General features: G+C 66.6%; 15 protein-coding genes. 10 read left to right on the forward strand and 5 right to left on the reverse strand.

Annotation, left to right across the window (positions count from 1 at the left end; genetic code table 11):
- Complete coding sequence (locus BT183_RS12390) at window positions 1–849, forward strand: 23S rRNA (adenine(2030)-N(6))-methyltransferase RlmJ (RefSeq protein ID WP_072343443.1); 849 nt, start codon at window positions 1–3, stop codon at window positions 847–849.
- Window positions 850–917: 68 nt separating this feature from the next.
- Entirely contained in the window at window positions 918–1,076 is a 159-nt protein-coding gene (locus tag BT183_RS12395) for a YqaE/Pmp3 family membrane protein (protein ID WP_072343446.1), read from the forward strand.
- Window positions 1,077–1,079: 3 nt separating this feature from the next.
- Here the strand turns inward: BT183_RS12395 and BT183_RS12400 are convergent, their stop codons facing one another.
- The 5 genes from BT183_RS12400 to thpR form a co-directional block, all read right to left on the reverse strand.
- On the reverse strand, window positions 1,080–1,400 hold the full coding sequence (locus BT183_RS12400) for an HNH endonuclease signature motif containing protein (RefSeq protein WP_072343449.1): 321 nt from the start codon (window positions 1,398–1,400) through the stop codon (window positions 1,080–1,082).
- Entirely contained in the window at window positions 1,401–2,606 is a 1,206-nt protein-coding gene (gene rlmN, locus BT183_RS12405; protein WP_072343452.1) for a dual-specificity RNA methyltransferase RlmN, read from the reverse strand.
- A 172-nt stretch (window positions 2,607–2,778) separates the two neighbouring features.
- Window positions 2,779–3,297, reverse strand: coding sequence for an invasion associated locus B family protein (locus tag BT183_RS12410; protein ID WP_143145784.1), 519 nt, complete (start codon window positions 3,295–3,297; stop codon window positions 2,779–2,781).
- A 229-nt stretch (window positions 3,298–3,526) separates the two neighbouring features.
- Complete coding sequence (locus BT183_RS12415) at window positions 3,527–4,048, reverse strand: invasion associated locus B family protein (RefSeq protein ID WP_072343459.1); 522 nt, start codon at window positions 4,046–4,048, stop codon at window positions 3,527–3,529.
- Window positions 4,049–4,261: 213 nt separating this feature from the next.
- Window positions 4,262–4,840: an RNA 2',3'-cyclic phosphodiesterase gene (gene thpR, locus BT183_RS12420; protein WP_072344717.1), complete on the reverse strand. Its 579-nt coding sequence runs from the start codon at window positions 4,838–4,840 to the stop codon at window positions 4,262–4,264.
- Window positions 4,841–5,129: 289 nt separating this feature from the next.
- Here thpR and BT183_RS12425 point away from each other — a divergent pair, with 289 nt between their 5' ends.
- The 8 genes from BT183_RS12425 (at window position 5,130) to BT183_RS12460 (ending at window position 12,342) form a co-directional block, all read left to right on the forward strand.
- Entirely contained in the window at window positions 5,130–5,855 is a 726-nt protein-coding gene (locus BT183_RS12425) for a Bax inhibitor-1/YccA family protein (RefSeq protein WP_072343462.1), read from the forward strand.
- Between the two features lie 82 nt (window positions 5,856–5,937).
- Window positions 5,938–6,447, forward strand: coding sequence for a GNAT family N-acetyltransferase (locus BT183_RS12430; RefSeq protein ID WP_072343464.1), 510 nt, complete (start codon window positions 5,938–5,940; stop codon window positions 6,445–6,447).
- Window positions 6,444–6,926, forward strand: a complete 483-nt coding sequence (gene rlmH, locus BT183_RS12435; RefSeq protein ID WP_072343466.1) for a 23S rRNA (pseudouridine(1915)-N(3))-methyltransferase RlmH — start codon at window positions 6,444–6,446, stop codon at window positions 6,924–6,926. The genes BT183_RS12430 and rlmH overlap by 4 nt, the downstream gene beginning before the upstream one ends.
- A 116-nt stretch (window positions 6,927–7,042) precedes the next feature.
- Window positions 7,043–8,467: a murein hydrolase activator EnvC family protein gene (locus BT183_RS12440; RefSeq protein ID WP_072343469.1), complete on the forward strand. Its 1,425-nt coding sequence runs from the start codon at window positions 7,043–7,045 to the stop codon at window positions 8,465–8,467.
- 6 nt (window positions 8,468–8,473) lie between these two features.
- Window positions 8,474–9,814 (forward strand): S41 family peptidase, encoded by a 1,341-nt coding sequence (locus tag BT183_RS12445; RefSeq protein ID WP_072343471.1) that lies wholly within the window; start codon window positions 8,474–8,476, stop codon window positions 9,812–9,814.
- 161 nt (window positions 9,815–9,975) lie between these two features.
- Window positions 9,976–11,109, forward strand: coding sequence for a divergent polysaccharide deacetylase family protein (locus tag BT183_RS12450; RefSeq protein WP_072343475.1), 1,134 nt, complete (start codon window positions 9,976–9,978; stop codon window positions 11,107–11,109).
- Between the two features lies 1 nt (window position 11,110).
- Window positions 11,111–11,659: an RNA pyrophosphohydrolase gene (locus BT183_RS12455; protein WP_072343478.1), complete on the forward strand. Its 549-nt coding sequence runs from the start codon at window positions 11,111–11,113 to the stop codon at window positions 11,657–11,659.
- Entirely contained in the window at window positions 11,656–12,342 is a 687-nt protein-coding gene (locus BT183_RS12460) for an aspartate/glutamate racemase family protein (protein ID WP_072343482.1), read from the forward strand. The genes BT183_RS12455 and BT183_RS12460 overlap by 4 nt, the downstream gene beginning before the upstream one ends.
- Window positions 12,343–12,397 lie beyond the last annotated feature (55 nt).

The raw sequence follows: 12,397 nt of genomic DNA on the forward strand, positions 1-12,397 counted from the left end.
ATGAATTATCGCCACAGCTTCCATGCCGGCAATTTCGCCGATGTCGTCAAGCATGTGATCCTCACCCGCATCCTCGCCTATCTGATGCGCAAGGAGGCGGCGTTCCGGGTCATCGATACCCATGCCGGCATCGGGCTCTACGATCTTTTTGGCGATGACGCCAACCGCACCGGGGAATGGCGCGAGGGTATCGGCCGGCTGATGGCGGCAGATTTGCCCGAGGCGCCGGCAGCCCTGCTCGCCCCCTATCTCGATGTGGTGCGCGGCTTCAACCCCGATGGCGATCTGCGGTTCTATCCCGGCTCGCCGATGATCACCCGCCGCCTGCTGCGCGCGCAGGACCGGCTGATGGCGCTCGAGCTGCACCCCGCCGATGCCGAGGCGCTGCGCGATAACTTTGCCGGCGATATCCAGACGCGCGTCACCCATCTCGATGGCTGGGCGGCGCTCGGCACGCATCTGCCGCCCAAGGAAAAGCGCGGGCTGGTGCTCGTCGATCCGCCCTTCGAGGAAAAGGGCGAGTTCGCGCGCATGGTTTCGGGGCTGGTCAAGGCGCACAAGCGCTGGCCGGGCGGCATCTATGCCTTCTGGTATCCGATCAAGGATCCGGCGGAGGTCTCGGCCTATGTCCGGTCGCTTGAAGCGACCGCCATCCCGCGCATCCTCCGGCTCGAGCTGACATTGCGCCCGCCATCCGACCCGCCGCGCCTCCACGGCACCGGGATGGTGGTGGTCAATCCGCCCTTCGTGCTCGAGGATGAGATGGCGAGCCTTCTGCCGATCCTCGCCGATCTTCTTTCGGACGAGGGTCGGGGGCGCAGCCGCATCGACTGGATAACGGGGGAATAGGCCGACCCGGTGGAACGATTGCGCCGGTCATCGCGTTGCATGCCCTTCAAAACACGGGGGCCTGTCTCATGGACGTTCTGCGCATCATCCTGTCGGTTATCATCCCGCCGGTGGGGGTCTTCCTCCAGGTCGGGCTCGGCCTGCAGTTCTGGCTCAACATCCTCCTGACCCTGCTGGGCTATTTCCCCGGCCTCATCCACGCGGTGTGGGTCATTCTGCGGAAGTAATTGTCAGCGCCGCGCCCGCCAGCCGCCGCCCCTGATCCGAGTGCGGGCATGGAAATCAGGCGGGCGGCCTGCCACCCAGGCGAGAAATTCCGCCATTGAGGGATGGGCGCGCAGCGCCTCGATATCGGCGAGTTCGCGGGCGAGTTCGGTTTCCGTGAAACGGGCGTGGATGGCGCTGTGGCAGATCTGGTGCAAGAGCACCGTGCCCTTGTGCGTGCCGCCCCTCAGCCGCGGCACGAGGTGGTGGCGGCTGGCGCGGGCGCCCTTCGGAATGGGCCTGAGGCAGAGCGGACAGAGCGGATCGCCCGCGCCCGTTTCTGCCATCTAGGCCTCCAGCGCCTCGCGCTCCTTCTTGCTCAGCCGCTCGGTCTCGCTCTTCAATTGCCCGCAGGCGGCGAAGATGTCGCGGCCGCGCGGGGTGCGGACGGGGCTGGCATAGCCGGCGCGATTGACGATGTCGGCGAAGCGCTCGATGCGCGAGGAGCTCGAGCAATCGTAATTGGTGCCCGGCCAGGGGTTGAACGGGATGAGGTTGATCTTGGCCGGAATACCGGCGAGCAGCCGCACCAGTTCGCGCGCATCGGCGTCGCTGTCGTTGATGTCCTTGAGCATCACATATTCGAAGGTGATGCGGCGGGCGTTCGAGAGGCCCGGATAGGCGCGGCAGGCGGCGAGAAGCTCGGCCAGCGGCCACTTCTTGTTGATCGGCACGAGAATGTCGCGCAGCTCGTCGCGCACCGCATGCAGCGAAATCGCCAGCATCACCCCGATCTCGCGCCCGGTCGGCTCGATCTGCGGCACGACGCCCGAGGTCGAGAGCGTGATGCGGCGCTTGGAGAGCGAGATGCCGGCTTCGTCAGACGCGATCAGCAACGCCTGTTTCACATTGTCGTAATTGTAGAGCGGCTCGCCCATGCCCATCATCACGATATTGGTGATGGCGCGGCTTTCGCCCGAGGGCACGAGGCCGCCATCATCGGGCCGCTCGCCGCCGGGGAAATCGCCCAGCCGCTCGCGCGCCATCAGGATCTGGCCGAGAATCTCGCCCGCCGTCAGGTTGCGCACCAGCTTCTGCGTGCCGGTGTGGCAGAACGAGCAGGTCAGCGTGCAGCCCACCTGCGAGGAGACGCAGAGCGTGCCGCGATCCTCCTCGGGGATATAGACCGTCTCGATCTCGACGGGCGGCATGTTGGGCTTCTGCGCATCGCGATAGCGGAACAGCCATTTGCGCGTGCCATCCATCGACACCTGCTCAGTGACGATTTCGGGTCGCGCGATGTCGAAGGCGTCGGCCAGCTTCTGGCGCACCGGCTTGGCGATGTTGGTCATGGCGTCGAAATCGGTGACGCCGCGATGATAGATCCAGTTCCACAATTGGCTGGCGCGCATGCGGGCTTCGCGCTCGTCGAGCCCGATCGTGCCGAGGGCGCTGCGCAGGCCAGAGCGATCAAGACCCACAAGGCCGGTCCGCAACGGCGCCGGGCTGGCGGCCGGGCGGGCGATATGGCTCAGGTCGAGGGCGATGCTCATGGGCGGTCTCGATCGTGGGAGGGGGTGGGCACCGCGGGCGGATCGCCTACGGCCTCATGCCGCGCCCATAGCATGATCCGAAAAAAAGCACAAAGCGCGCCGCGCGCATATGGGATGCGCAGGGCGCAGAGGCAAGCCTTGCCTGACCGGAGAGAGCTTCCAGGGATGTCCGTCAGCAGCCGTCTAGAGCCCGCGAGGCGGCGGTGGCGCCCGAAAGCGAATAGGTCTGGCGGATCTTGATGCCGCGCTCGCTCGTGGCATCGACCACCAGCGAACTGCCGGCCCTTATGGCGCTTGCCAAGTTGGACCCCTGGCTCGGATCGAGCAGCCAGGCCGCGTCGCGCTCGGTGAAGAGGTCGAAGATCTGGCCGCCCACGCTCACTGTCGCTCCGGCATCGGGCGCGAGGGGGAAACCGGCCACGAGGTTGAACTCGTTGCGCACGCCTTCCGACGAGCGGTTGGTGAGATAGAGATAGGCCTCGCCCATGCCGTCGGGCAGCGGCGTGGTCTCGATGGGGCGGGTCATCATGAAGCACATGGCGCCCGCTCCTTCGGAAGCGGAAAAGGACGACCAGTCGCGGAATTCGCCCAGAAGCCGGGCCGATTGCGCCGAGGCGGGGCTGGCAAGGGCCAGGCCGGCAAAGGAGGCCGCAACAAGGGCAAGGGCGAGGTCGCGAAGGCTGGGCGTCATGCTGTCTTTCAACTCCATGCAGCGCCCCACACGGATCAGGGGCGCCAATGACTGGCCTGCCCGCCTTAAGCCGACAGCGCCGTCATGCCTCGACTATCAGCCTTGCCGCCCCCGTGTCACCCGGTCCGCCGCCGGATGCCATCTGTCGGACGACACTGCGCCATTGCGCGAGGCACAGCCATGGCAACGGCTCTGGCCGATAAAGGTTGCCGCGCCGAGGCTTGCCCCGTCAGGCGCAGGCCTTCTCCATCTCGGTGATCGCGGCGGTAACGCCCGAAAGCGAATAGGTGTCGGCTGTGTTGGTGCCGCGCTGCGAGCGGCCCTTGACCACGAGGCGCGAGCCGGCCTTGAGCGCTGCCACGAAGCTGCTTTCGTCGGCTTCGCTTGCGAGCCAAGCCGCCTCGCCTTCGGGCAGCATGTTGTAGCTGCGCCCGTCGACCTCGGCGGTGGGCAGGGGCTCGCTGGCGAGCGGGTAGCCCAGAAGGCTCTGCACTTCGTTGCGGGTGCCCAGGCCCTTGCGCATCACCACGAGGAAGTGAATGGGGTCGCGTCGCACATTGGCCGGCTGGGTCGATTGCGGCTGGCTCGAAATGTAGCAGAGGGTGCCGCTGCTGTCCTGGGCGCGCCACACCGTCCAGTTGGTGAAGGTCCCCAGATTGGTTGCCTCCTGCGCGCCGGCAGGGGCCACGCCCGCCAACATGACAAGGCCTGCAAACAAGGCCTTCGCCGGCCCGATCGACTTGGTTGTCATCGCCCACTCTTCTTTGTTGTCAGGATCCGCGAATGATCCCGAGCGCCTTCAGCCTGACACGTCATCGTTATCAAGCTCTCAAGGCCCGCCCGCATTTGATTTAATTGGCGACATTAGCGCCAATCGTGACGGCAATTTGACGCCCGCGGACGCGCCCGCTTCCTGTTTGCCCCGCCATGCTTAAGCAAGGCTTAACGCAGCCGAAAGAGAGGCTCAAGCCGGCATGTGCGCGGGGTCGTCGGCAGCGTCCGGGCAGGCGGCGAGCGGGTAAGTCTCCTCGACCCGATAGGGGCCGCCGCCGACGGAATCCCGGCTCGAATAGAGCACGAAGCGCCTGACCTCGAAGCTCATGGGCTGGAACTGCCCGCCTGCGGCGATGAACTGCGCCATGTCCGTGGCGCTTATGCCCTTGAGGCGCGCCAGCGAGACATGCGGCACGAAGCGCCGGCCATCGGGCGCCAGCCCGAGCCGTTGCAGCACCCGCTCCTGAGCCGCCTGCAGGTGGTGGAGAGCGGCGTTGTTCTCGACCCCGGCATAAAGCGCGCGGGGCTTGTCGCCGCCAAAGACGCCCAGATGATCGAGCCTGATCGAAAAGGCCTCGCTCATGGCGAGCCGGTCGAGGCTGTCGACCACCTCATTGGCGGTGATGCGGTCGACATCGCCGATAAAGCGCAGGGTGATGTGGTAGTTGTCAGGGTCGATCCAGCGGGCGCCCGGCAGCCCGCCGCGCTTGAGCGAGAGAAGGAACGCCACCTCCGGCGGCACCTCGATGCCGGTAAAGAGTCTGGGCATTTCGTCCATCCTCCTTTGGCGCCGGGCCGATTCGCCGACGCATGAGCCAGACCGTAACGGCCCCCTCCGCGACCGGCAAGCACGGCGCCCGCGTCGTGGCGTTGGGAGGGCGGTGCCGACGCGGCTGGAACGTACCGCCGCGACACAGTGCCGTGCGACATTAACGTTCGGAAAGCGCTGCCGGTTTCTCTTGTATTGGGGCCGGGATGTCCTCATATTCCCCATAACTCTGGATGCATGGCTGACATGCTTGCCAGGCACTGCGTCTACCGAAGGGAAACTGACGACCATGGCACAATTCGACCGACCGACAATTGCCGCGAGGACTGGATCCGCCGCGGTCATCGATGAAGGCCTTCGCGGCTATATGCTGAAGGTCTACAACTATATGGGCCTGGGCCTCGTGGTCACCGGCCTTGTTGCCTATTTCACCAGCCAGTGGGCCATGTCGAGCCCGGCCAATGCCGAGCTGCTCTATGGCAGCCCGCTGGCCTGGGTCATCATGCTGTCGCCGCTGGCCTTCGTGCTGGTGCTGAGCTTTGGCATCAACAAGCTCTCGGTGCCCGCCGCACAGGCCACCTTCTGGGCCTTCGCTGCCGTGATGGGGCTGTCGCTCTCGTCGATCTTCCTCGTCTATACCGGCGCCTCGATCGCCAAGGTGTTCTTCATCACCGCCGCCACCTTCGGCGCGATGAGCCTTTACGGCTACACCACCAAGCGCGACCTGACGGGCATGGGCAACTTCCTGATGATGGGCCTGATCGGCATCATCATCGCCTCGATCGTGAACATCTTCATGGGTTCCACCATGCTCGATTTCGCGATCTCGGTCATCGGCGTGCTGATCTTCACCGGCCTCACCGCCTATGACACCCAGAAGATCAAGGAGAGCTATTCGGACGCCTTCTCGGCTGAAAGCCTCGCCAAGGGCGCCATCATGGGCGCGCTGAGCCTCTACCTGGACTTCATCAACCTGTTCATGATGCTGCTGCGCCTGTTCGGCAACCGCGAATAATCTCATCATAAACACCGATTGGCAGTCCTCGGGGCCGCGGTCTAATGTGACCGCGGCCCTTGTCTTTTCAGGATAAACCGTCGTGCCCGCCTTCACGCTCCGCCCCTATCGCCCCGAGGACATCGCGGCGATCACCGAGATCTACCACCATTACGTCCTGACCTCGGTGGCGACCTTCGATCTCACCTGTCCCCCGCAATCGGCCATGGCCGAAAAATTCGCCAAGATGGGGTCGCTGGGCCATCCCATCATCGTCGCGGAAAGCGAGGACGGCACGCTTTTAGGCTATGCCTATGCCTCCACCTATCGCGACCGGCCGGCCTATCGGTTCACCTGCGAGGATTCCGTCTATGTGCGCGACGGCCATCACGGGCAGGGGATCGGCCGGGCGCTGCTCGAGCAGCTGATCGCCGAGAGCAAGGCCTTCGGCTTCACCCAGATGCTGGGCGTCATCACCGCCGACAGTGCCGGCTCGATCGCGCTGCACGAAAAGCTGGGCTTCCGCATCGCCGGGCGCTTCACCGGGCTCGGCCTCAAATTCGATCGCTGGCTCGACGTGGTGCACATGCAGCTGGGCCTCACCGACCGGTGAAGGCGCAGATCCTCGCCATCGGGCGGATGAAGGACGGGCCGGAGCGCCTGCTCGTCGAGCGCTATCTCGAGCGGGCGCGCGCCACCGGCCGGGCGCTCGGGCTCAGCGACTTCTCCGTCCACGAGGCCCCGGAATCGCGGGCCGGCAGTGCCCCGCAGCGCAAGGCCGAGGAAGCGCAGGCATTGCGGCGCTTCCGGCCCGAGGGCGGGATGCTGGTGGTGCTCGACGAGCGCGGCGAGGCCATCGGCTCGGAAACGCTCGCCCGCCGGATCGCTTCATGGCGCGATGCCAGCCGGCCCGGCCTCGCCTTCGTCATCGGCGGGGCGGACGGGCTCGACCCCGCGCTCATGGCCGAGGCCGAAATGAAGCTTTCGTTCTCGCCCCTGACCTGGCCCCATCAGCTCGTGCGCATCATGCTGGCCGAGCAGCTCTATCGCACGACGACCATTCTCTCTGGCCATCCCTATCACCGGGCGTGAGCACTCCGGGGCTCTGTCGCCCCATCCCGGTCACATTGGCCGGGCAAAGCCGCGCTCCACATCTCGTTAACCATGGACCTGATAGGGTTCGGGGCACGATTCTCCTCAAGGGCCAGATGCGCAAGGCCACCGCACCCGTTCTCAAGGCTCTCTTGCTCGCCCTCGCGACGGGGTGGGCGAGCCTGCCGCTCCTTGCCCAGACTTCGGGGCCGGACGCCGCCGGTGCACCCGTGCCCGAAATTTCCAACCCGGCGCCGGTCGCCCCTGACGCCGCGCCATCGCCGGCCAATGAGATCGCGCCAGCCGTCCCCGCCGGCCCTGAGGCCGAGCTTGCCGCCCGCGAGACGGCGCTCGAGGAGATCGAGGCTTCCATTTCGCTCAGCCAGGAGCGGGTCGATGCCCTGCGTGCTGAAATCGCCCAGATGCAGGGCGACCGCGCCCAGCAGAATGCCGCCCTCATCGCCGCCGCCCAGCGCGTGCGCCTTGCCGAAATCGAGATCGGCGCCATGGAGCAGCGGCTGGGCGAACTGATCGCCGCCGAGCTTGAGGTGCGCGGCCGGCTCGACGGGGCCGACCGCAATGTCGCGAGCGTGCTCGCCGCACTCGAGCGGATCTCGCGCAATCCCCCGCCGGCGCTCATCGTCGATCCCTCCGATGCGCTGGGTTCGGCGCGCTCGGCAATCCTCATTTCCGCCATCCTGCCCCAGCTCAAGGCCCAGGCCGAAGCGGTCACCGCCGATCTCGTCCGTCTTTCCGACATCAAGGCTGCTGCCCAGGAGGAAGAGGCGACGCTGCGCGCCAATTTCACCATTCTCGAAGAAGAACAGCTGCGCATCGGCACGCTGATCGCGGCGCGGCGGCAGGGCGAGGAGCAAAAGACCGCCGAACTCGCCGCCGAGGAAGAGGCGGCCAACGCCCTCGTGGCGCAGGCGGCAACGCTGCGGCAGGCTATCGACGCGCTGGCCCAGCGCGCCAGCGCGCTCGCCACCGCCGCCTCGGCCACGGCTGCCGCAGAGGCCGGCGCCAGCGCGCCGCGGCTCGATGCCGAAACGATCCGCACCGCGCTCGCCAATACCGACCGGCAGGCCCCCGCCGTGCCCTTCGCCGCCCTGCGCGGCTACATGCCCCTGCCCGCGAGCGGTGTGACGGTCATCGAATATGGCGCGGGCGACGGGTTCGGCGGCATTTCGAGCGGCGTCTCGGTGGTTACGCGCCCCGATGCGCAGGTGGTGGCCCCCGCCGATGGCCATGTGCTCTATGTCGGCGATTACCTCAATTATGGCCAGATCGTCATTCTCAATGCCGGTCAGGACTACACCATATTGCTTGCGGGCCTTGCCGAGACAACCGTATCGGTGGGTCAGTTCGTAATGATGGGCGAGCCGGTGGGCGTGATGGGTTCACGCACAATTGGCCGAACCGTGGCCACGAGCGCTGGCGTCTCCCGTCCGACGCTCTATATTGAATTGCGACGGAACAGCGCCCCCGTTGATCCCAGCGGATGGTGGGCCCGCGCCCAGACCGAGATCGAGAGTGGATAAAACCTCATGCGCCTGACGCCCATTCGTGCCGCAGCGGCTGTTGCCGCGCTCGCCCTTCTCGTGCCCTTTGCGCCGCATCTTCTGGCGCAGCAGCAGGAAGCGGCTGCCACGACGCGCGCGCCCGACGAGATCTATTCCGATCTCAGCCTGTTCGGCGAAGTGTTCGATCGCATCCGCTCCGAATATGTCGAGGCCCCCGACGAGCGCGAGCTGATCCGCGCCGCCATCCAGGGCATGCTGACCTCGCTCGACCCGCATTCGGGCTATCTCTCGCCCACGAGCTATGAAGACGTGCAGGAGGATACCTCCGGCGAGTTCGGTGGCCTGGGCATCGAGGTCACGATGGAAGAAGGCGTGATCAAGGTGGTTTCGCCCATCGACGAGACGCCTGCCGCACGCGCCGGCATCCTTGCCAACGACTTCATCGTCGAGCTCGATGGCCAACAGGTCATGGGCCTCAGCCTCGATGACGCCGTCAAGAAGATGCGCGGGCCGGTCGGCTCCAAGATCAAGGTCACCGTGGTACGCGAAGGGGTCACCGATCCCCTGAGCTTCGAGCTCGAACGCGCCGTCATCGCCATGCGCGCCGTGCGCTGGTCGATGGAGGGCGATGTTGCCGTGCTGCGGCTGCTGCGCTTCTCCGAGCAGGCCTATGTCGGCATCGAGCAGGCCATCACGGCCGCCTATGCCCAGCGCGACGGCGTGGCGCCCAAGGGCATCATCCTCGATCTGCGCAACAATCCGGGCGGGCTCGTCGACCAGTCGGTCAAGGTCGCCGATGCCTTCCTCAAGCAGGGCTCGGTGGTTCTGACGCGCGGTCGCGGACCGCAGGAAAGCGCCCGCTACGACGCGCGCCCCGACGCCATCGACCAGCGCATCGCCGATGTGCCGATGGTGGTGCTGATCAATGGCGGTTCGGCCTCCGCCGCCGAGATCGTCGCCGGTGCGTTGCAGGATCACAAGCGCGCGACGCTCGTGGGTACGCGCTCCTTCGGCAAGGGCTCGGTGCAGTCGATCATTTCGCTCGGGCCCAATGGCGCCATGCGGCTGACCACGGCGCGCTACTATACGCCCAACAACCGCTCGATCCAGGCTCTTGGCATCACCCCCGACATCGAGGTGCGCCAGGTGGTGCCCGAGGAGTTGCAGGGCCGCGACGAGATCAAGGGCGAGGCCGGGCTTGCCGGCCATATCAGCGGCGAGAACGAGGATCCCGAGGCGGAAGTCGCCGGCTCCTCGGTCTATGTCCCGGCCGATCGCGCCGAGGATGCTCAGCTCCAGTATGCGCTCAGGCTGATCAATGGCGAAGAGACGAGCGATCTCTTCCCGCCCAAGCCGGCCAGCTGATCCGCAAGGAGAGCCCCGCAATTGAGGCGGGCCCGCAAACGGGTCCGCCTTCCTGCCCCTACAAGCTTGATCCTGCCGCTCTCACCTGCGAAGAAGCCATGAGCCTGGTGCGGTCGGCCGTCCATCGTCAGGCGTTTCGGGCCCGCAAAGGGAGCTGAGTGATGGCGGGCGATCTCGATACGCCGCTGAAACCGCGCAGTCGCCGGAACCGGGCCGGTTTGCGGCTCGGCATGCAGCGCTTACCCTGGGGGCGGCTGATGCTTGGTGTCAGCGTTCTGATCGTAGCCGGCGTTGCCGCCCGCATCGTGCTCGTCGATGATCCACAGGGCGGAAGGCCGCAGGCGAGCGCGCCGGTCAGCGTCGAGACCGGCACCAACCCCGTGCAGCAGGCCCTGTCGGGCCCCGTCACCATCACGGCCGATCCCGAAACGCCGGTCGACCTGCTCGTGCGCGAGAACGCTGATATCGTTGTTACCGATCCGGCGGGCTCCCCTCAGCTCGTCGACGAGCGCGGCCTTTATGGCGATCTCGTCGAGGAGACCGCGCTGGGCCCCCTGCCGCGCGCCGCTGCCGGGCGCAGGCCCTTCGATGCCTATCGGCGGCCCGCTCCCGCAACAGGGGAGGGCGGCCGGCCGCGCGTGGCGCTGCTGGTCACCGGGCTCGGGCTCAACGAGCGCGGCACGCTCGATGCCATCTCGGCCTTGCCCGATGAGGTGAGCCTCGGCTTTGCGCCCTATGGCCGCACGCTCCCGACCACCGTTGCCGCAGCCCGGGCCGAGGGGCATGAGCTCTTTCTCGAAGTGCCGATGGAGCCCTTCGACTATCCCAACAACGATCCGGGCCCCGATACGCTCCTGACCGGGCAGACGCCGCGCCAGAGCATCGACAAGCTCTATACCGTGATGGCGAGCTTTGGCGGCTATGCCGGCATCGTCAACAATATGGGCGCCCGTTTCACCGCCTCGGCCGCCGATCTCGGGCCGATCATGGAGGAGGTCGCAACGCGCGGGCTCGGCTACATCGATGACGGCGCCTCGAACCGCACCGTCGCGCCGCAGCTGGCCGGGACCAATGGCGTGCCCTTCGTTCGCGCCAGCCGGACGGTGGATTCCGACCCCTCGCGCGCGGCCATCGCCGCCGCGCTCTCGGCGCTCGAGGCCGACGCGCAGGCCGGAGGCGCGGCGCTGGGGGTGTTCTCGGCGCTGCCGGTTTCGATCGCTGCGGTCAGCGAATGGGCCGCCGGGCTGTCAGCCCGCGGTTTCGAACTGGTGCCCGCCAGCGCCCTGATGAAGTGAGATGAGCATGCCCAAAACCCCGCCCGACCGCCAATCCCTGCCCTATCGCGATTGCGTCGGCATCGCGCTCTTTAATGCAGAGGGGCAGGTGTTCATCGGCCGGCGGCAGGGCATAGTGGTGCCCGAAGGGGCGGAGGAGACCCAGCGGCCCTGGCAGATGCCGCAGGGCGGCATGGACAAGGGCGAGACGGCGCGCGAGGCCGCGCTGCGCGAGCTCTGGGAGGAGACCTCCGTCCGCTCGGTGCGGTTCATCGCCGAATTGCCCGACTGGATCTATTACGACCTGCCCGATGCCGATCTCGGCATCGCGCTCAAGGGCAAGTATCGGGGCCAGCGCCAGCGCTGGTTCGCCTTCAGGCTTACCGGCGACGACAGCGAGATCGACGTGCTCGCGCCCGGCGGCGGCGAATTTCCCGCCGAGTTCGATGCCTGGCGCTGGGAAGACCTGTCGAGCCTTCCGGACCTCATCGTGCCGTTCAAGCGAGAGGCCTACGAGAAAATCGTCTCGGGCTTTGCCGGGCTGCCCGAACTGGTGCGGCAGGGCGCATGAAGACTATCGGCCTCATCGGCGGCATGAGCTGGGAATCGAGCGCGCATTATTACGCCGCGCTCAACCGCGAGACGGCTGTCCGCCTCGGGGGCCTGCATTCGGCGCCCGTCATCCTGCATTCGGTCGATTTCGCCCCCATCGAGGCGATGCAGCGGGCAGGGGACTGGCAGGGCGCGGGGGCGCAGCTGGCCGATGTCGCGGTCGGGCTCGAGCGGGCCGGGGCGGGAATCATCGGGCTTGCCACCAACACCATGCATATCGTTGCCGATGCGATCACGGCGCGGCTTTCGGTGCCGTTTCTTCACATCGCCGACCCGACGGCGGCAGCGCTTGCCGAGGATGGCTATGAAACGGTCGGCCTTTTAGGCACGCGCTTCACCCTCGAACAGCCCTTCTACCGCGCCCGGCTCGAAGCTGCCGGCTTCACCGTCCTCGTGCCCGAGGTCGATGTCACCAATCTCAACGGCATCATCTATGAGGAGCTGTGTCGCGGCATCATCCGCGACGAGTCCCGCCGCCTCTATGTCACGGCGATCGAGCGCCTCAAGGCCCGAGGCGCCGAGGCCGTCATCCTGGGATGCACCGAGATCGGCATGCTCATCGACGACGCCGTCTCACCGATCCCCACCTACGACACCACCGGGCTGCACGCAAAGGCCCTTGTCGCCGCGGCGTTGGCTTGAGGCAAAAGCAAAAGGCCGGCTCGCGCCGGCCTTCGTCATTCTATCTGCCTTTGTC

The organism is Devosia enhydra (assembly GCF_900119845.1).
Classification (GTDB): domain Bacteria; phylum Pseudomonadota; class Alphaproteobacteria; order Rhizobiales; family Devosiaceae; genus FPKU01.